This is a genomic window from Flavobacterium flavipallidum, assembly GCF_038289905.1.
GTDB lineage: Bacteria > Bacteroidota > Bacteroidia > Flavobacteriales > Flavobacteriaceae > Flavobacterium > Flavobacterium flavipallidum.
Map to the genome: position 1 here is coordinate 28,582 of NZ_JBBYHU010000015.1, position 19,928 is coordinate 48,509.

Consider the following 19,928-nt stretch of genomic DNA (forward strand, 5'->3'; position numbering starts at 1 on the left):
ATAGGGCTAAAAAGAAAGATAAGGTTGTTATTATTTAAGAATAAAATGAATAAATGAAAATAAGTTTTAAAAAAACCTACAAGTTTGCCATAAAGTCGGCATTTTATATTAGTCTTTTTTCTACCGCTTTTGTTCTTTTTTCGGCAATGGTCATTTTTCATGCTAATGCAAAAAGTTTGTGGCTTTTTGGAATTACGTTTGCCATGGCTATTTATTTATTTTCCTTTTTAGTATTACAATATCGTGTGGAACGTTTCATTTATAGAAGGGTGAAGAAAATCTACGACGATGTTTCCTTATTAGAATCCAGTACACTTATCAATCAGCCTATCACCACTGATATGGAAACTTTGACCCGTGAGGTTAAAAAGTTTGCTACCGATAAAAAGTTGGAAATTGAAATGCTTCAGGTTCGTGAAGAATACCGCAGGGAATTTTTAGGTAATATTTCACATGAATTAAAAACGCCTCTTTTTACCGTTCAGGGGTACATTTCTACCTTGCTTGATGGTGCCATGGAAGATAAAGCAATCCGAAAAAAATATTTAAAACGAGCCGACAAAGGAGTGGAGCGTCTTATATATATCGTAGAAGATTTGGATATGATCACTAAATTAGAGTCAGGAGATTTAAATTTAGATATTACCGAATTTGATATTGTAGAATTGATACGCAATATTTTTGACTTATTAGAAATGAAAGCTGATAAGAAGAAAATCACGCTGTCTTTTGAAAACGAGTACATCCGTCCTAATTTTGTTCGTGCAGACAAGGATAGAATCCAGCAAGTTATTGAAAACCTGATTGTAAATTCTATTAAATATGGTAAAAAAGATGGTATTACTGAAGTAGCAGTTGTGAATTTGACAAAGGAAAAAGTATTAGTTCGAATAACTGATGATGGCGAAGGAATTGAAAAACAAAATATTCCTAGACTTTTTGAACGTTTCTATCGGGTGAACAAAAGCGGTTCCAGAGCCGAAGGAGGTTCAGGTTTAGGATTAGCCATTGTAAAGCATATTATTGAAGCCCATAAAGAAAAAATCTATGTAGAGAGTGAATTTGGGGTAGGTTCTGAATTTTCTTTTACTATCGAAAAGGCAGTAAATAAAGAAAAGAAAGAAAGAAAAGAAATACTTGAAGAAATTGAGGAAGAAGAAGAGGAGTAAAGTTCAAATACAAGTTTTTACTTTCTAAAAGAATATAAATAAATGAGGCTTTCTGATTAATGTGAAAGCCTCATTTATTATTTAGAGTTAGTTTTCAATTTATATGCCGCGTATAAGCTAATAGCCGAAAGAATTATCCAAAAAACATCTACAAAGAACATTTGAAAATGATTGTTAGTATAACTTATCCAAAACCAGTTTCCGGTTTTAATTCCGTTAACAACAGGAATTAAAAAACCTAAAATACTTCCTGAAAACAGACAAAATTGATTTGTAAAATGGTTGTTTTTCTTTAGAATAAAAAAGATACTTAATAATAACCAACTTATAAAAAATACCGTATAAGTAGTGTTTTGAGCTAATGGATAATATAGCTTTGCGATGATAAAGCTGAGTGCTGTAACCGGAAACATACTTAAGCAAATAGCGAGATAGAAGCGAACAACAGTTTCGTTGAAACGTCTTTTTTTCTCAGGCATATTTTTCTTGTCACGGGCAACCAGCCAAATCATTACTCCCGAAATGATGACAAAACAGCTTAGAATTCCCAAAATAAAGCTTAAGATTTTTAAGCCATAACCGCCATAATCGCCAAAATGAATACGATACAGTACATTTTTTACACTATCTAGATAGCTGCTGCTAGCATAAGGATCTTTCTTAAATACAATTTCTCCGCTTGCTACTTTATAAATTATTTTACCAATTCCTGTAAATTTTTTATCGTAAGCGGCTTCTCCCTCAACCAGGAGATGCATATTGGTGTCGCCGTAGTTTTGAATTTCTATGTGTGTGATGTCAAAATCTTTCCATTGTTTTTTTGTGTCACTTATCATTTGACTAATGTCGTATGATTGTTTTATTTTTTGATTTTCAAAAGGGAGTTCAGTAGTATTATATTCTAATTCCTGGTATAATTTTGATTCATCTCCCTTATAAAGTAATTGTACACTAGGCGCCACAATTAATAATTTAATCATAAAAAAGGCTCCTGTTACCGCATATACAAATTGAAAAGGTAGTCCTAAAATTCCTAGTGAGGTGTGCGCATCAGTCCACCAAGTTTTTAATTTTTCTTTTGGTCGAAAGACATAAAAATTGGATACAATTTTTTTCCAATGCAATAATACACCTGTAGCGGTGGCAAATAGGAAAAATAAGGCTGTAAATCCTGCTAAATAATAGCCCGCCGGATATGGAATTTGAGCTAAAAAATGTAGTCGGTATAGGAATTCGCCCAGACTGTAAGTTTCAGTATAGGTTTCTGCTTTATAAGTGGTGTTGTCAAGATATAGGAATTGTGCTTCACGGGCTTTTTTAGAAGCTAAACTGTCTTTAGTCGCCTCCAGACTAAAGGAGACTTTTTTTTCGTTATGTGGTTGGTAAATACTGATTTTTCTTCCCCGCAAATCATGAATGCTGTCTAAGGTTTTTAATGCGCGGTTGTAATCTATTTGGATGCCTTTTGATAAACTAGCCGATTCTCCGCGTTCCCAAGAAGCAATATCATCTCTGAAAAATGAAAAAGAACCTGCAAAAAAGATGATAAATAGTATGACGCTAATTACAATACCACTAACAGTATGGAGGTTAAAAAATATATTGTAGTTTCTATTATTCATGATTACTTTACTGCCGGATTATAATTAGGGCCTATGTAGCTAACTGCTAAAAAGAGTAGACTTAATGTTAAATATACTAACCAGATTTTCCAGCCATTTTTTGCTAAAAAAGCCAAAATCATCAGAGCGACCCAAAGAATGAAAGCACTAAACGCCATGGTGATTATTGTATTGGCTTTGTTAAACCAGGAACCTACGGCTAAATGAAAACTAATTGAAACTAGATAACCGCCAAGGATGGCGGCTGTTATTTTGGCAAAACGTTGCCATTTGGATTGCGTTAAATATTTTGGATTTGCCGGCATGATTTAAGTTTTTAACATAAAGTTTCAAAAAGGAAAGCGATTAAGAAGGTTCCTAATACTATTTTGTAATTAATAAGCTTAAGCGGAGCTAAGATTACTATTAAGCTACCAATAACCATGATTTGAATAAAATATATTAAAGTTGACACTCCAATTGCTTTTATACTGATTAAAAAACTATAGGCTAATGCTAGAATTGCTAATCCTATAAATCGGGAAGGTTTTGGGTTTTGTTGGATCCATTTTTCTAATTGTAAGTTGCTTTCTAAGGTTGCTTTCTTAGAAGTATTATACAAGACATAGAATCCTAAAAAGATGTTCAAACTAATTAATGCAATCATGTTTTTTGAATTAAGAAACAGCTTTCTTAAATTGATTAAGAAAGCTGTTGTTTATAAGTAATTAGAATCTATAGGTGAAACTTGCGGCTAAAGATCTTGGATCCTTAGGATGTACCGTTGACCAGCCATCGTAAATGTCTTTATTAGATATATTGTTTAGTTTAAGCGAAATGTTGAATTTCTCAGTATTGTAAAATAATGAGGAATTTAATACTACATATTCCGGAATGGTAAATTCACCTGCTGTCCATCTGTTCATGATTTTGTTGTCACTTAAATAATTTCCGCCAAATCCAAATCCAAAACCTCTTAATACACCTTTTGTAAATTTATAACTCGCCCAAAGGTTTGCTAAATGCTGTGGTCCTGCGCTTTCAGGACGGCGTGCTAAAAAGTCTAAATCACCTTCAGTCAAAATAGATTCGTTGTAACTGTATCCGGCAATAATGTTTAAACCGTTGACTGGATTAGCAACAATTTCTGCTTCGATACCTTTGTTTTCCTGAGCTCCGTTTTGAAAATAAGTTACATCGGTTGCATTAGGTCTGATGCTGTAAACCTGATCTGTTACTCGAATATCATAATAACTAATGGTAGTGTACAATTTGTCATTAAATAAATTCAATTTTGTCCCTGCTTCAAATTGGTTTGCATGTTCAGGTCCAAAGGTCCTTAGTGTCGTAACTGAACCATTAACATCAGATGATGGTGCTACATTTGAAAATCCGTTCATGTAATTGGCAAAAAGGGATACTTTGTCCAAAATTGGTTGGTAAACGATTCCAAATTTTGGAGAAAAAGCGGTTTGGTTATAACCATCATTTTTAGCATTCATAAATCGGTCTGCACGTAAACTTACCATAGCTGATAAATTAGGAAGAATATTGATTACATCCGAAAAATAGACACTGTAAACTTCCTGTTTGGTTTTGCTGTTATTTCTTGGATCATTTCCTATTATTGCATCCGATCCGGCTTTTGTTAAATCTCCCGTATCTCCGTTTGATGGACCAAATACCGCATTGAATGAAGCTAAATCGTCTCCAATATATATCGCTCCGTTACCATAATAGCCAGAACTATTATCAGCTGAAGTTCTTTTGAAATAATCTAAACCAATAACGAGTCTGTTTCTTAAACTCCCGATTTTAAAATCTCCAATAAAGTTTTGTTGCACATCAGTAGTTGCATTTTTATTGTCCTGATAGTTAAAATAACGTCCCAGTACAATTCCTTCGGTAATAGTAGGGTAGTATCGAGTTCCTTCATATAGATAGGAATAGTAACCTTCAGATTTTGCGGTGCTGTTAGAGAATACAGTTTGTGAGGTCCATTGATCAGAAAGTTTGTAATTCATCTGAGCCTGTATGTTAAATGAAGGCGTTTTGATGGTTAGTTCATCACTGGTGTACGAACGTTTGTTGTCGTACTTTAATTCATCAATATTGTGAACTCTTAATGGATAACCTCTGTCAAAAAATAACATGGTTGGGTTTGTAGATTCATTACTCATAAATTCAGTTTGAACTAAGAATGATAATCTGTTGTTTACTTCATAAGAAAGCGAAGGTGCTATAAAGAATGATTCTCTAAAACCGGCATCCTGAAAACTGTTTTGATTGTTGTAAGCCGAATTAACTCTAAAATTTAATGTTTTTTTATCGTTTAAGGGTGTGTTTAGGTCAACTGTTACCCTGTTTAAGGCATAACTTCCGGTTGTGTAATTGACTTCTCCGCCAAATGTTTTATAGGGCTTTTTAGTTGTGGTATTAATTAATCCTCCGTAGGAGATTAGACTACTTCCAAACAATGTTCCTGATGGACCTCTGATGATTTCTATTTTATCCACATTAGCTGGATCTAAGCTTCCGTTAGTTAAACCAGGTAAACCATTAACCATTGTTGGCTGTACCGAAAAACCTCTAAGAGAATAATATCCGGCACCGTCGCCACCACGACCTGTTGAAGACCAAAGTTGGGTTACTCCGGGAGCATTTTTTAAGGCATCATCAAAATTGGTTACCACTTGTTCTTTTAAGACCTCACCGGTAATGGTAGTGTAGACTTGTGGGTTTTCTAAATTTTTAAGAGGTAGTCTTGATACTTGAATGTTTTCTTTACGGGCAAAATGGTTTTTTCTGCCACTATTAATTACAACTTCTGTTAGTTCTTCTGAATTCGAGTTAATACTGGCGTTTTGTATTAGTTCCTGACCATTAGATAAAGTAATTTTTAGTTCTTTCGTAAAATAGCCAACAGCAGATATTTTTAAAATATAGTTTCCAGCTTTGATATTCTTTATTTTGTAATTCCCTTTCGCATCGGTAATTGTACCTAAACGAGTTCCTTTTAAAATTACAGAAATGTTTTCGGGAGACTGATTGTCATTTAAAGTGATTTGTCCTTTGATGGTTCCCTTTTCTTGAGACCAACTAGTGCCTGCAAATAACAGAACGAAAAACAGACATAAAACAGTTAGGGTAGATTTTGTTTGCATCTTATTTAGAATAATTTTTAATAGCGCAAAAGTATATTCTAAATCTTTACAAAACAAATTATTTTAATTTATTCTAAATAAAATTAGAATAAAATGCTTTAAATCGTTCGTTATTAAAATAATAAAGCCTGTACATTGTGGTAGTACAGGCTTTAATAATATTAAAAAATGAAGTTTTACATGATGTGTTTTGGATTGAAAAGTCTTTTCTTATTCCTTAAAAGTAAATGTGTGTCGGGTAGATTAGAGTGAGGCATTACCTCAAATTTTAACCAGCATTTAGTTTTTAATATAGTTTTACTTTTAAGATTGCTTCAAGTTATCTCTTTGTTTGATTTAATATGTATTCCATTACTTGATTATTTCCATTTAGTAAATCCTGAAAAGTGTTGTATATTTCTACATCAGGATACAGTGCGTTTTCTTGGTTTTTTGTTTTATCAGGTCGTTCCATATAGAGATAAGATAGGGAGATGATTTTTTTAGTATTTGGTAATTTGAATGCCGAAGCTGCTGTTTGAGTTGTGGGTTTATTACCTGTTGGTTTGCCAATTATAGTGGCTAATTTATTATCGGCTATAGTTGTTGCTAAAACCTGCCCTGCACTAAAGGTTTGAGGTCCAATAATAACATAAACTTTACCTTTGAATTTTGGGATAGTTTTATCTAATAAATAAGGACTGTTTTTTTTAGTTATATCTTCAAAATAAGGCTTGTCTAATATTTTTTCGGTAATATTTACTTCTCCTTTTGGTAATTCTGTTTGGTATTTTGCTTTGTATAAGGAATTGTATTCTTTGTAGTCTTCCTTAATTTGGGTTTTGAAATAATCTGAATTATTAATATATTCTGTAAAACCCTTTGGGCCTTTATCCGTAAGATACCAAATGAGTTGTTTACCAATTTTTTCGCTTCCTCCAGTATTATTACTTAAATCAATGATAAGATTGTTAATCTTTTGTTCTTGTACCCTTTTGAAAAAGGATTGAATAAATTTTCCAAAATCACGAGCATCTTTTTTATATTTTTTCAAAAAAAATAGTGCTAAAGGTTTTGTTATAAAATTGGTATAATTGTCTATTCCTGACTTAACACTAACATAATCCAAACAAGTATTCATTTGCAAATATGCAAAATTTTGATTTTTCGAAATTGTGTCATAAAATCCGTTATTCTGTTTAAATGTAAATCGATATTTTGGTTTTGTGGGTTTAACTTTATATCCCTTAATTTGGCTTTTTTCTTTTTCTTTTAAATTAAAACTGGAAATTTTTCCATTATTTTCAACTTCAATGTTTAGGTTTTTATTGCCTGACGTACTAATTTCAATAGCCTCCCAATAAGAAGGGAAAGAATAATGAGAAAGAAATTGAAAGTATTTATAATGTTCATTTTCACCGCTTTCAAATTCAATTATTTTTTGTTCTATTTCTTTAATTGGAATATTATTGATGGATACTATTCTTTTTCCAATTATAGTACTGTCGATTTCCTTGTCGATGTTTCCAATAATCCAATTTTCTTTTTCTTTATAAATACTTAGACCAAACAGGGTTTTATCATATTTATTGAAATCTATCCTATAATTTGAATGTCCGTCATTGAGGATAGAAATGAATTTTTTCAGGCTAATGTCAAAATCTTTCTCTGTTACAATTTGTGATGCTTTTTCTATGAACTGATTCGATTTTTGGTCAAAATCAGGTATTTTATCGTAGAGTCTAGGATATGTTTCTTTTATAATTTGTACTGTATAGATCGCGTCTTTATGAAAGTCCGAAAAAGACTTGAATCCAACTGAATTTCTATAATCAATTTTGGGTGTTTTGGTCATTATTTTCATTAGACTTTGTTTGCTGCACGAGTTTAATAGTAGACAAAGTATCACTAATAAAGAAAAGTAATTTTTATTCATTATGGAAGTTTAATTATGTAAGTCAATATTTTAAGATATTTTTTTTTGCTAATGTATTAAATATATTCTTACATAATAAAAAAACCACCTAAACGCAAGTTTCAGGTGGTTTCTTTTATTGAAAAATGAAGTTTTACATGGTGTGTTTTGGGTTAAAACCATCTTCACTTAGTTCTTTGTGGTCGTAATCGGCAACCATTTCGGCTTCGTAATCGATTTTTTCTCCTTTAGAGAATTTGGCAATGATTTTTTCCATGATTTCATAAATCACCGGAACGATAATCAAAGTAAGGAATAAAGATGAAATCAAACCTCCGATGATTACCCAAGCCAAACCGTTTTTCCATTCAGCTCCTGCCCCTGATGCCAATGCAATTGGGAACATACCAAATACCATCGCAATGGTAGTCATCAAAATAGGACGTAAACGGGCGTGATTTGCTTGGATTAAAGCAGTTCTAATGGATTCTCCGGCGGCTCTTCGCTGATTTGTATAATCTACAAGCATAATCGCATTTTTACAAACTAATCCAATCAACATGATAATACCTAAAATGGTAAAGATATTTAAGGAATTATTCGTTAATGCTAAGGCTAACATGGCTCCAATAAAAGAAAGCGGAACAGCAAACAATACCACAAACGGGTGAACAAAACTGTCATATAAACCAACCATTACCAGATAAACTAAGATAATCGCAGCTAATAAAGCAACTCCAAGAGTACCAAAACCTTCGCTTTGGTTTTCCTGATCACCTCCCCAAATGTAATTTACACCGGTAGGTTTGTCTAATTTTTGTAATTTTTCTTCCCATTGTTGTACAATTGTTCCAGCCGGTACTCCAATGTTTTGTCCCTGAACTGTAACCGAAGCTGTTTTGTCTCTACGCTCCAGTTTACTTGGTCCGGAACCTTCCGTAATAGCTGCAAATTGGGATAGTTTAATTTGTTGTCCCATATCATTAATGAAAATAAGATTACTTACATCATCTATGTTCTTACGGTCAAAAGCATTGTATTTAATGTTGATATCGTATTCGTATTCACCTGCTCTAAATTTACCATCGGTGTTACCATTGTAGGCTGTTTGCATAGTCATACCTACTGTTTGCAGGTTTAATCCTAAAGCAGCCATTTTATCACGGTCTACCTGAACGTTGATTTCTGGATTTCCATCTTCAACCGTTAATTTGATTTCCGTTGTTCCCGGAATTTTTCTTAATTCGGCTTCTGCTAGTTTGGCAAATTTCATGGCGCTTTCTACATTTGGACCTGTTACAATCAAACCTAATTTAGCATCCTCTGCAGTTCCCATAATACCTACAGGAACGGTTTTAACTTTGGCACCCACCAATACTTTTTCTAATTGACGTTTCATTTTAGCGGCATAAACTGAGGCATCATCAGTACGCTCTGACTGTTCAATCATTTTTACGTCAATCTCTGCTTTGTAAGCAGTAGCCTGAGTAGCTCCCATACCTTCTGAAGTTTGACCTACAGTGGTAATTTGACTATGAACGTATTCTTGTTTTTTCAAATAAGCTTCCGCTTTTTGTGTCATAAAGTTGGTTTGTTCCAATGAAGCGTCTTTTGGCATTTCGATTTGTACCAAAAACTCCCCACTATCCGAAGTAGCAAAAAATTCTCCTCCAATATATCCGCCACCCATCAATCCTATTGTTGAAGCGAAGAATAATACCACTACTACTAAAATTGTTTTGATATAATGATCCAAACACCATTCTAAAATTCCGGTTACCCAATGAGTAAAACGGCTTAACATACTTTCGAAACCTAGAATTATTCTTCCAAAAAGGTTTTTTCCTTCGATATGTTCTAATTTTCCAAATCGGGAAGATAACCATGGAATAATGGTAAAAGAAGCTAAAAGTGATAGTAAAGTCGAAATTACTACAGTCGTACAGAATTGCGTAATGATATTAGAAACTAATCCGGAACTCATGGCGATAGGCAAAAATACTACCACAATTACAAGGGTAATTGAAGTTACGGTTCCGCCAATTTCGGCTGTACCATCAAAGGCAGCACGAATACGGCTTTTGCCCATTTCCATATGCCTGTAAATATTTTCTAATACCACAATAGCGTCATCCACCAAGATACCTACTACAAGTGATAATCCTAATAAACTCATCAAGTTTAAGGTATATCCCATTAGATAAATACCAATAAAAGTAGCAATCAATGAAGCTGGAATAGAAACCATTACGATTAATGAGTTTCTAATACTGTGCAGGAAGAACAACATTACTAATGCCACTAAAATTACAGCAATTAATAAATCGTGAATAACTGAATCAGCTGCTTCAAGAGTAAAGATAGTACTATCTTTAGCCGTTTCTAATTTTAACTCATTGACTTTATAGTCACTTTCTAATTTGGAAATCGTTTTAGCTACCAACTCGCTTACTGCAACGGCATTAGCATCAGATTGTTTGATGATTTGTAGCACAATGGCACTTTTTTGATCTACACGTGCAATTTTCTCTGCAATTTTTTGAGAATCTTGGACATCAGCTATATCCTGTAAACGAATTTGTATTCCGTTTTTAGAAGAAACAACTAAATTTCTTAATTCTTCAACATTTTTGTATTTACCGGCAAGACGAATAAGGATTTTTTGTTCACGAGTTTGGATGTTACCCGTAGGGAAATCCAGGTTAGAAGCTAAAATAGTTTGTTGTACCTGAGGAACTGATAATCCGTAACCCTGAAGTTTAGTGGCATCAAGATTTACCTGAATTTCACGTTCCTGTCCTCCAATGATATTTACCTGAGCTACACCTTGAACACGAGATAAAACAGGCGCAATTTTTTTATCAATCAAGTCATAAAATGCGACTTCGTCCATTTTTCCATTGGCACCAATAGTAATAATGGGCATATCACTCAGTGAGAATTTATTTAACGAAGGTGTTTTAGCATCCTCTGGTAAATCACTTAAAATGGCATTGATTTTTCGTTGCGCATCGTTCATCGAAATGTCAACATTAGCATTAGATGTTAATGTAATAGAAACTACCGAGAGGCTTTCGTAAGACTTAGAATCAATTTTTTTGATGTTTTCTAAGGAGGCGACGGCATCTTCTATTTTTTTAGTAACCGTGTTTTCTATTTCGCTTGGAGAAGCACCCGGATAAACCGTAGAAACAGTGATTACATTCATTTCGAATTTTGGGATCAGCTCGTAGCCCAGCTGGCTGTAACTGAACAGTCCTCCAAGTGTAAGTATCGTAAACAAAACGATAACTAAGGAAGGACGTTTTATGGATATTTCTGCTAATTTCATATATTTCTTTTATTTCATTAAGTTCTTAGTTATAGTCCTTGGTTGCTGCTTTGTTAAGCTAATTCTAAGGACTAAGTACTCCGTACTAAATGATTTTATTTAATGATTTCTACTTTACTTCCGTCTTGTAAGTTGATTTGTCCTGTTGTTACAACCGTTTCACCATCAGATAATCCGTTTAATACTTCAACTTTATCACCTAAAATTCTTCCTGCTGTAATTGTTTTTAATTTAGCAGTTCCATTTTCAACTACAAATACCTGATTACTGCTTACGCTACCTACAAATGCTGTACGAGGAATTACAGTAAGATTTTGTTTTTGTTGGTTTGATTTAAAAACAGCAGTTCCGTACATACCTGCTTTTAAGTCTTTATTAGCATTGTTAGTGATTTCAATTTCAACTGGGAAATTCAGCGTGCTATCTGCTTTAGCAGCAATGAAAGTAATTTTTCCTGAAAATGTTTTGTCAGGATAGACACTGCTAGTTACACTGATGTTGCTACCTACTTTTAAGTTAGCTACTTGTGCTTCGTTTACAGTTACTTTTAATTTTAAAGTATTAACATTAACAATTTCAAACATTTTAGTAGGTGGCATTGCAGAAAGCATTGAGCCTGATTCGATTAATTTTGCATTGATGATTCCGCTTATAGGAGCTTTAATTCGGGTATCACCTACATTGATTTTTGCTTGTTTGTAATTTGCTTCAGCATTAGTCAAAGCTACTTTTGCCTGGTCTAATTGCTGTTTAGTAACACCACCAGTTTTGTAAGCATTGTCAAAACGACTGTAATCAGATTTTGCATTTAAATAAGCGGCTTCAGCTGCCTGTGCATTAACATTAATTGCATCAGCTCTCATGATAGCTAAGGTTTGACCTACAGTTACATGATCACCTTCTTTAGCGATTACTTTGATTACTTTTCCGGATTTTTCAGCTTCCATACTAAGTTCTTGTTTTGGTTCGAAATTTCCATTGGCAACAAAATCCAACGAAACATCTTCGTTTTTAACTGTGGCTACTTTTACAGAAACCGCAGCATTTTGTTCCGCAACAACGGCAATTTTTGCTTCGTTTTCCTGTTTGTTTTTTGTTAAAATAAAGCCTATTAAAGCTAATGAAGCTATAATGACAAGTCCGGTAGTTATGTATTTTTTCATGTTATTTATTTATAAGAGTTTTTAGTTCGCCTTTTGATTTAATTAGTTTTATTTCTGCCAGTTTGTAATCTAAAATAGCTGCAGTATAATTGTTTTGAGCTTCGGTAGAAGCGTTTTCAGCATCTAGTAAATCGGTTAATGATGCTAAGCCTTGCAAGTAATTGTTGTTGATATTTTTTAAAATTTCATCAGCCAATCGCATGTTTTCCTTTTGGTTTTGAACGGTAATGATGCTGTTTTCAATTTGTGTTTTTGCATTTTTGTAATCTAAATCAAGCGCAAGTTGAGTGTCTTTAATGTCTTCTTGAACCGTTTTTAACTGTACATCAGCTTGTCTTACTTTGGCTCTGGTTCCAAATCCACTAAAAATAGGAACTCTTAGGTTCATTCCAATTGAAGAGAAATCAGACCAATAAACACCATTAGAAGGTTTTGCAAATAAAGGCATTTCAGGCCCCTGACCAATGTAGTTATAGTTTGCAGAAAGAGAAAGTGTAGGATAGTAAGCTGCTAATGTTGCTTTTCTTTGTAATACTAATAATTCTTCCTGTTTTTTTAGTAACAAATATTCAGTGCGGTTTGCTGTATTTGGAGCTTCGGCAATGGCAGCCGGAGTTATTTCAAATTCTGTTTGAGGAATATCAATTTGTGAATCCATTGGCATTCCTATATAAAATTTTAATGCGTTTTCCTGTAATTGTACCGCATTTAGGGTTTGTTGGCGTTGTGTGTTGATATTGGATAAATTAACATTCATTCGGTCTAAATCAATTTTTTTAGCCAAACCATTGTCGAATTGTCCTTTAACAATGTCGCGAACTTTAGTAGTTGTTTTTAAATTAGTTTCTGCTAAAGCTAATTTTTGACGCAACACATAAACCTGATAATAGTTGTTTGCTACTCTTTCAATTACTTCTTCTTCGGTTAATTGATTGTTGATTTGATAAAATTCGCGAGTAGTACGGGCTGCTTTTAAACCTGTAAAAACCGATTGGTCAAACAGTGTTTGTGTTAAGGAGACACCTCCTGTTGCTGTCCATTTTTGCCCTAATGGTGCTAAAAGAGTTGTTCCTGGAGCACCGAAGAAATCTCCTGGTAATGCATTTAATTGCAAAATAGGATTGTAGGTCATATTCCCGTTGGCCGAAATTTGAGGTAAGGCTCTGGAACGTACTTCCTGAATTTGATACTCGCTGTTTTCAACTTGTAATTGCGCTTTTTTGGCATCGGCTTTGTTGTCAAGTGCGTATTTTATTGCGTCCTTGAGTGTCAGCGTTGTTTTTTCCTGTGCACTTGTAATGCTTACAAATGATAGAAATGTTAGTATTAGTAATTGCTTCATTATTTAGATGTATTAAGTAAGTTTTTTTCGAGTTCTATTATTCCTTTTTCTGTTGCGATAGCTCTGGTGTGGTAATCTAATGCTTTTCCTTCCAGCTCGTAGGCATCGCGTTCAAAAACAGTATTTTCATTAATGGAAAAAATCAACGTATAATAAAATTGGGTAACCGATTCAATGTCAACATTAGGACGGTATAATCCCTGTTCAATTCCTTTTATTACATTTTGTGAAAACATTTTACGGCAATCTTCCATTTCATTAGCCATCAATTTTTCATAAATTAGAGGGTAATGTTTTTTTAATTGATAAGCTGGAGAATGATCAAAGGATTGAAACATTTCTTTGAACATTTTACGCATTTCAAAATTTTCTTCAATTGCATTAAAGTTTTTAGAAACAACTTCATCCATTAGTTTATGAATGTTTTGGTGAATTACTTCAGTTCCTTCCTCAATTAGTTTTTCTTTATTGCAAAAATATTTGTAAATCGTTTTTTTTGAGATACACATTTCTCCCGCAATATCATCCATCGTTACGCTCTTGAAACCGAGTTTCAGGAACATATCTGTCGCTTTTGATATAATCTTGTCCTTCATTTTTTAGTGTTCCATTTTTTATATATTGAATTCAACATTGGCTACAATTTTAATATTTGATGCTTTTGTTGATTTGCTTTGTGTGCGTAATTGATTGTTACTTAATTCAAAATCATTTCGGTTTATATTAGCAGTGAGTTCAACTGCTCTTTTCTTTTTTGTGTCCAAATAGTCATTTTCAATCAATTCTACATCTAGTTCTACTGATTTAGTTATGTTTTTTATCGTCAAATCACCTTTTAAAAAGTGGATGTTTTTATTTGCTTTCTGGAATGAAGTCGATTTGAAACTGATTGTAGGGAAGTGATTAATGTCAAAGAAATTATTTAGTTTTAGATAATTTCCTAGGCGTTCTAATTTGGATTCTCGGTTTTTAAAGTCTAATGAAAATGCTATTGTGGCATTTTCGATTTCCCCATTGTTAAAATCGGCATAACCCTGAAAATTATTTATGTTACCACTAAGGTAAGCAATAATTGAGTCTTTTATTCTGATCAATGCTTCTGATTGATTGGAATTTACAATCCATTTGGTTTTCATAGTGAGCTAAATGTTAGGTTGCAAGTTTTGTAGGTGACTCCGAATTTGATTGTTAAATTTTGCTGCAAATATAGAATGGAAACTTTTAACACCAAAATAGTTTCCTATGTATTTTTAATAATTTAACATTTCGTTGATAAACGAAGTTTGTTATCCCATGTGAATGCTGTAAATTAGCCCGAAAATTAAGTTTATGCACGCCGTAAGTCAGTATCAGGAATTTGTTGCTCAATATCTCCAGTCACAGTTAGCCGTAAAGGAACCTAAGAATTTGTATGAACCTATACATTATATATTAGGTTTGGGTGGAAAACGAATTCGTCCTGTGTTGACACTTATGAGTGCTGAGGTTTTTGATGCTTCATATGAAAAAGCTTTGCCTGCAGCTTTAGCGGTGGAGGTTTTTCATAATTTTTCATTGGTACATGATGATATTATGGACGATGCGCCATTGCGAAGAGGTAATGTTACGGTGCATGAAAAATGGAATATCAATACCGGAATCTTATCAGGTGATGCGATGCTGATTTTGGCCTATCAATATTTTGAAAAATATGAGCCTTTAATTTTTAGGGATTTGGCAAAGTTGTTTAGTAAGACGGCTTTGGAAGTATGTGAAGGACAGCAGTGGGATGTGGATTTTGAATCCCGTATGGATGTGACTGTTCCGGAATATTTAAAAATGATTGAGTACAAAACAGCTGTATTAGTGGCTGCTGCGATGAAAATGGGAGCAATTATTGCTGAAACTTCGTCTCAAAACGCTGATTTGATTTATGATTTTGGATTAAATCTGGGCATTGCATTTCAGTTGCAGGATGATTATTTGGATGCTTTTGGAAATCCGGAGACTTTTGGGAAACAAGTGGGAGGTGATATTATAGAGAACAAAAAAACCTATTTGTATTTGAAAGGAATGGAATATGCTAATGGAGTTGATAAACAGGAATTGGCTGATTTGTTTTCGGTACAAATGGAGGAAAATGAAGCTAAAATTGCGCAGGTAAAAGAGATCTTCCTAAATTCAGGTGCGGCAAATGCAACACAAAAAGCTATTGAAGGATATACTTTTAAGGCTTTTGAAACTTTAGAAAAAATGGATATTAATGCTGAAAAGAAAGCTGTTTTAAGAGCTTTTGGAGAAGGTTTAATGGGAAGAAAAGTATAAAAAAAGTAATTACAATTTTAATAAATTGTTGTTTTTGAAATTGTGTTGATTTTTGAAATTTAAAAACGATGTATATAAGTCCTTTAAATACCGATTTGCTTTTCGAGGAAGCTCAAAAAGAAGCCTTGTATCTTAAATTGATTGAGCAATTAAATAAGGATTTTAATTTGGCTAACGAAGGTGTTGATTTTCCTATGAGTATTTCGCCAAATGAATTAAAGATTCAGTTGCATGAGAAAATCTACCGACTGATTCAGTATAAATTTGCCGAATATCTGAATTTACTTTATGTGATTGATGTTGCCGAAGAAGAGGTTAAAAAACTCGACGGTTTTGATTTGGTTACGCTTGCCGAAGATGTTGCGTTTTTAATCCTGAAAAGAGAATGGCAAAAAGTGTGGTTTAGGAATAAGTTTAAATAGTAACTTATCGACTTAAAAGTAAACCCTCACAAATGGCATAAAAGCATCGCTGTAGGCACCTTGGTCTTCTTTATGTAAAACATTGTAACGTGCGCCAATAGTAATATTTCCGTTTCGGTAACCTGCGCCTAAGAATAGACCTGTGTTCCAAAAGTTATTGCTGAAATTATTCATGCCAATGCCTTTTACATTTACTCTTAATTGTTCTAATTCTGCTGAAAGTTGGATTTCCTGCAGTGGGTTGAATAATGTAATTAGGCTTCCTCCGTACATATTAGAATTGAAAACTTCTTTTTGTTTTACATAAGTATACTGTGCGCCAAGACCTACGGCAAAATATTCGTTCACATTGTATATAGCACTTGGAGCTACAGTGATATCGGTGTAACGGTTTCCAAAACTTAATCCTAATCCACCTCCAAACTGTATATTTTGCCAAAAATCACCTCTTGATGTAAGGTTTTGATTTTGGTTCTGAGCGGATAAATGGGTCGAAAAAAATACGAATAAAGCAATTAAAATGGTGTTTGTAACGGCTAAGGAGTGTTTTTTTGACATAAGTATTTAGGTATTTAACATTTTAACAGTTAAAAGTGTTTTAATTTTCAAGCTAATTTAGTTGATTATTGTACTTTTGCCAAACTATTTTAACAAAAAGTATATTCACTAACATTATGGATAGGTTTTCATTTTTAAATGCAGCGCATACCGAGTTTTTCGCACAATTATACGAGCAATATTTACATAGTCCAGATAGCGTAGAGCCAAGCTGGAGAAGCTTTTTTCAAGGTTTCGATTTTGGAATGGAAACGTATAATGACGAAAATCCAGTTCAATATATCAGAGAAGTAGCTCCGGCAGCTTCAGTATCTTCATCTTCTGTTGATAACAGCAAAATTTCTGAGCAACTTCAAAAAGAATTTAAAGTTGTGAAATTAATTGACGGATACCGTTCAAGAGGGCATTTGTTTACTAAAACAAACCCGGTTAGAGAGCGTAGAACTTTTTCGCCAACTTTAGATATTGAGAACTTTGGTCTTAGTGCAGCTGATTTAAATACTACTTTTGATGCAGCAAAAATTTTAGGTTTACAACCTTCTTCATTGTCTCAGATTATCAATCACTTAACTACAGTTTATTGTCAGCATATTGGTATCGAGTATATGTATATCCGTCGTCCGGAAATCGTAGACTGGATTCAGGATCGATTAAACATCAATGAAAATCGTCCTACTTTCAATGCTGAGGAGAAAAAAGGGATTTTAAATAAACTAAATCAAGCGGTTTCTTTCGAGAACTTCTTGCATACTAAATATGTAGGTCAAAAACGTTTCTCTCTTGAAGGTGGAGAATCTATCATTCCTGCTTTGGACGCTTTAATTGAAAGAGCTGCCGAAAAAGGAGTAGAGCAATTCGTAATGGGTATGGCTCACCGTGGTCGTTTGAACGTTTTAGCTAATATTTTTGGAAAATCTACTCAGGATATTTTCTCTGAATTTGACGGAAAAGATTACGATCAGGAATATTTTGACGGTGACGTAAAATACCACTTAGGACTTACAGCTGACAAAATCACTAAGTCAGGTAAAAAAATCAACATCAACTTAGCGCCAAACCCTTCGCACCTTGAAACTGTAGGTGCAGTTATTGAAGGTATAGCTCGTGCTAAACAAGATAAATACTTCCCTGGAGATTTCTCAAAAGTATTGCCTATCGCTGTTCACGGGGATGCTGCTATCGCAGGACAGGGGATTCTTTATGAAATCATCCAAATGGCTCAGTTAGATGGTTACAAAACAGGAGGAACTATCCATATTGTAATCAACAACCAAGTTGGTTTTACTACTAACTATTTAGATGCTCGTTCATCTACTTATTGTACTGACGTGGCTAAAGTAACTTTATCTCCTGTATTACACGTAAATGCTGATGATGCTGAGTCTGTAGTTCATGCTATGCAGTTTGCTTTGGATTTCCGTATGCAATTTGGACGTGATGTATTTATTGACTTATTAGGATATAGAAAATATGGTCACAACGAAGGTGATGAGCCTCGTTTCACGCAGCCATTATTATATAAAATCATTGCTAAGCACAGAAATCCTAGAGATATCTATGCTGAGAAATTATTATCGGAAGGAATTATCGATGCTAATTTAGTGTCTTCTTTAGAAAAAGAATACAAAGATGATTTAGATCACAATTTAGAAGCTTCCCGTAAAAAAGATTTGACTATCATTACTCCATTTATGCAGGATGAATGGAAAGGATTCCAACAAGTTTCTGACGATGTAATGTTGAAAAAAGTGGATACTAAAGTGGATAAAGGGACTTTAGATTCTATCATCAACACGATTTCTTCTTTACCGGAAGACAAAAAATTCATCAACAAGATTAGAAAAATTGTTACGGACAGAAAAGCAGGTTATGATAACAATACCTTAGATTGGGGAACTGCAGAAGCATTGGCTTACGGATCTTTATTGACAGAAGGTTTTGATATTCGTATTTCAGGTCAGGACGTAGAGCGTGGTACTTTCTCTCACCGTCATGCGGTTGTGAAAGTAGAAGATTCTGAAGAAGAAGTAGTATTGTTAGATAAGATTGAAAATAAAAAAGGAAACTTCCGTATTTTCAACTCTTTCTTGTCTGAGTACGGAGTATTAGGATTTGATTATGGTTATGCTTTAGCTAATCCAAACTCTTTGACAATCTGGGAAGCACAATTTGGAGATTTCTCTAACGGTGCTCAAATTATGATTGACCAATACATTTCTTGTGGAGAAGATAAATGGAATAATCAAAACGGATTGGTAATGTTATTGCCTCACGGATATGAAGGACAAGGTGCTGAGCACTCTTCTGCACGTATGGAGCGTTATTTACAATTATGTGCCCGTCACAATATGTATGTAGCTGATTGTACTACTCCGGCTAACTTTTTCCACTTGTTAAGAAGACAAATGAAAACAGATTACCGTAAACCATTGGTAGTATTCTCTCCAAAAAGTTTATTGCGTGATCCAAGATGTGTTTCAACCGTTGAAGAATTGGCAAATGGTGAATTCCAGGAGACTATCGACGATACTACAGTAAACAAAAAAGATGTGAAAACATTAGTTTTCTGTACAGGTAAATTCTATTATGATATCGTTGCCGAGAGAGAAAACAACGGTCGTAATGATGTGGCAGTTGTTCGTATCGAGCAATTGTTCCCATTACCGGTAGAGCAATTAAAAGCGATTATTGCACAATATCCAAATGCCGATGATTATGTTTGGGCACAGGAAGAACCTAAAAACATGGGAGCTTACACGTATATGTTAGCTAATTTTGATTTGGTGAAATGGAGATTAGCTTCGCTAAAAGCTTACTCAGCTCCGGCAGCAGGAAGTTACACCAGAGCTAAACGCCGTCATGCTGATGCAATCAGAATGGTATTTGATAAAAATTTATTTAGATAGTCATTGCGAGGAACGAAGCAATCTCACTAATAATTATAAGAAGCTATTCCCGCTGTTCGTTGCAAACGAAGTTC

15 protein-coding genes are annotated in these 19,928 nt (G+C 33.9%); 4 read left to right on the top strand and 11 right to left on the bottom strand.

Annotation, left to right across the window (positions count from 1 at the left end; all coding sequences use genetic code 11):
* The first annotated feature begins 53 nt into the window (after positions 1 to 53).
* Positions 54 to 1,169, top strand: a complete 1,116-nt coding sequence (locus AAEO59_RS08955) for a sensor histidine kinase (protein ID WP_341700396.1) — start codon at positions 54 to 56, stop codon at positions 1,167 to 1,169.
* Between the two features lie 77 nt (positions 1,170 to 1,246).
* On the opposite strand, the gene AAEO59_RS08960 is transcribed toward AAEO59_RS08955, so the two are convergent.
* From AAEO59_RS08960 to AAEO59_RS09005, 10 genes are all read right to left on the bottom strand, one after another.
* Positions 1,247 to 2,791 carry a PepSY-associated TM helix domain-containing protein gene (locus tag AAEO59_RS08960; RefSeq protein ID WP_341700397.1) on the bottom strand — a complete coding sequence of 515 codons (1,545 nt, stop codon included), beginning with the start codon at positions 2,789 to 2,791 and terminating at the stop codon, positions 1,247 to 1,249.
* Between the two features lie 2 nt (positions 2,792 to 2,793).
* On the bottom strand, positions 2,794 to 3,096 hold the full coding sequence (locus AAEO59_RS08965; protein WP_341700398.1) for a hypothetical protein: 303 nt from the start codon (positions 3,094 to 3,096) through the stop codon (positions 2,794 to 2,796).
* A gap of 11 nt (positions 3,097 to 3,107) precedes the next feature.
* Positions 3,108 to 3,437, bottom strand: a complete 330-nt coding sequence (locus AAEO59_RS08970) for a hypothetical protein (protein ID WP_341700399.1) — start codon at positions 3,435 to 3,437, stop codon at positions 3,108 to 3,110.
* Positions 3,438 to 3,498: 61 nt separating this feature from the next.
* The gene (locus AAEO59_RS08975) at positions 3,499 to 5,934 is read right to left on the bottom strand and encodes a TonB-dependent receptor (RefSeq protein ID WP_341700400.1); all 2,436 of its coding nucleotides are present in this window, start codon (positions 5,932 to 5,934) and stop codon (positions 3,499 to 3,501) included.
* 319 nt (positions 5,935 to 6,253) lie between these two features.
* Entirely contained in the window at positions 6,254 to 7,777 is a 1,524-nt protein-coding gene (locus tag AAEO59_RS08980; protein WP_341700401.1) for a S41 family peptidase, read from the bottom strand.
* 205 nt (positions 7,778 to 7,982) lie between these two features.
* A complete protein-coding gene (locus tag AAEO59_RS08985; RefSeq protein WP_341700402.1) occupies positions 7,983 to 11,159 on the bottom strand; it encodes an efflux RND transporter permease subunit in 3,177 nt (1,058 codons plus the stop codon).
* Positions 11,160 to 11,254: 95 nt separating this feature from the next.
* A complete protein-coding gene (locus tag AAEO59_RS08990; RefSeq protein WP_341700403.1) occupies positions 11,255 to 12,322 on the bottom strand; it encodes an efflux RND transporter periplasmic adaptor subunit in 1,068 nt (355 codons plus the stop codon).
* Between the two features lies 1 nt (position 12,323).
* Positions 12,324 to 13,664 carry a TolC family protein gene (locus AAEO59_RS08995; RefSeq protein ID WP_341700404.1) on the bottom strand — a complete coding sequence of 447 codons (1,341 nt, stop codon included), beginning with the start codon at positions 13,662 to 13,664 and terminating at the stop codon, positions 12,324 to 12,326.
* Entirely contained in the window at positions 13,664 to 14,260 is a 597-nt protein-coding gene (locus tag AAEO59_RS09000) for a TetR/AcrR family transcriptional regulator (protein ID WP_341700405.1), read from the bottom strand. The genes AAEO59_RS08995 and AAEO59_RS09000 overlap by 1 nt, the downstream gene beginning before the upstream one ends.
* Positions 14,261 to 14,278: 18 nt before the next feature.
* Entirely contained in the window at positions 14,279 to 14,800 is a 522-nt protein-coding gene (locus tag AAEO59_RS09005; RefSeq protein ID WP_341700406.1) for a YceI family protein, read from the bottom strand.
* Positions 14,801 to 14,993: 193 nt separating this feature from the next.
* Between AAEO59_RS09005 and AAEO59_RS09010 the strand changes: the two genes are divergently transcribed.
* Positions 14,994 to 15,968: a polyprenyl synthetase family protein gene (locus AAEO59_RS09010; protein WP_341700407.1), complete on the top strand. Its 975-nt coding sequence runs from the start codon at positions 14,994 to 14,996 to the stop codon at positions 15,966 to 15,968.
* 68 nt (positions 15,969 to 16,036) lie between these two features.
* Entirely contained in the window at positions 16,037 to 16,390 is a 354-nt protein-coding gene (locus AAEO59_RS09015; RefSeq protein ID WP_341700408.1) for a hypothetical protein, read from the top strand.
* A gap of 12 nt (positions 16,391 to 16,402) precedes the next feature.
* Here the strand turns inward: AAEO59_RS09015 and AAEO59_RS09020 are convergent, their stop codons facing one another.
* The gene (locus AAEO59_RS09020) at positions 16,403 to 16,948 is read right to left on the bottom strand and encodes a hypothetical protein (protein WP_341700409.1); all 546 of its coding nucleotides are present in this window, start codon (positions 16,946 to 16,948) and stop codon (positions 16,403 to 16,405) included.
* A 116-nt stretch (positions 16,949 to 17,064) separates the two neighbouring features.
* On the opposite strand from AAEO59_RS09020, the gene AAEO59_RS09025 reads away from it, so the two are divergent.
* Positions 17,065 to 19,854, top strand: coding sequence for a 2-oxoglutarate dehydrogenase E1 component (locus AAEO59_RS09025; protein WP_341700410.1), 2,790 nt, complete (start codon positions 17,065 to 17,067; stop codon positions 19,852 to 19,854).
* The last annotated feature ends 74 nt before the right edge of the window (positions 19,855 to 19,928 follow it).

Excerpts from the sequence above, each read along its gene's own strand:
- AAEO59_RS09010 (WP_341700407.1), top strand. The coding sequence starts at position 14,994 with ATGCACGCCGTAAGTCAGTATCAGGAATTTGTTGCTCAATATCTCCAG.
- AAEO59_RS09025 (WP_341700410.1), top strand. The coding sequence starts at position 17,065 with ATGGATAGGTTTTCATTTTTAAATGCAGCGCATACCGAGTTTTTCGCA.
- AAEO59_RS08955 (WP_341700396.1), top strand. The coding sequence starts at position 54 with ATGAAAATAAGTTTTAAAAAAACCTACAAGTTTGCCATAAAGTCGGCA.
- AAEO59_RS08985 (WP_341700402.1), bottom strand. The coding sequence starts at position 11,159 with ATGAAATTAGCAGAAATATCCATAAAACGTCCTTCCTTAGTTATCGTT.
- AAEO59_RS08975 (WP_341700400.1), bottom strand. The coding sequence starts at position 5,934 with ATGCAAACAAAATCTACCCTAACTGTTTTATGTCTGTTTTTCGTTCTG.
- AAEO59_RS09020 (WP_341700409.1), bottom strand. The coding sequence starts at position 16,948 with ATGTCAAAAAAACACTCCTTAGCCGTTACAAACACCATTTTAATTGCT.
- AAEO59_RS08970 (WP_341700399.1), bottom strand. The coding sequence starts at position 3,437 with ATGATTGCATTAATTAGTTTGAACATCTTTTTAGGATTCTATGTCTTG.
- AAEO59_RS09015 (WP_341700408.1), top strand. The coding sequence starts at position 16,037 with ATGTATATAAGTCCTTTAAATACCGATTTGCTTTTCGAGGAAGCTCAA.
- AAEO59_RS09000 (WP_341700405.1), bottom strand. The coding sequence starts at position 14,260 with ATGAAGGACAAGATTATATCAAAAGCGACAGATATGTTCCTGAAACTC.
- AAEO59_RS08990 (WP_341700403.1), bottom strand. The coding sequence starts at position 12,322 with ATGAAAAAATACATAACTACCGGACTTGTCATTATAGCTTCATTAGCT.
- AAEO59_RS08960 (WP_341700397.1), bottom strand. The coding sequence starts at position 2,791 with ATGAATAATAGAAACTACAATATATTTTTTAACCTCCATACTGTTAGT.
- AAEO59_RS08965 (WP_341700398.1), bottom strand. The coding sequence starts at position 3,096 with ATGCCGGCAAATCCAAAATATTTAACGCAATCCAAATGGCAACGTTTT.
- AAEO59_RS09005 (WP_341700406.1), bottom strand. The coding sequence starts at position 14,800 with ATGAAAACCAAATGGATTGTAAATTCCAATCAATCAGAAGCATTGATC.
- AAEO59_RS08995 (WP_341700404.1), bottom strand. The coding sequence starts at position 13,664 with ATGAAGCAATTACTAATACTAACATTTCTATCATTTGTAAGCATTACA.
- AAEO59_RS08980 (WP_341700401.1), bottom strand. The coding sequence starts at position 7,777 with ATGAAAATAATGACCAAAACACCCAAAATTGATTATAGAAATTCAGTT.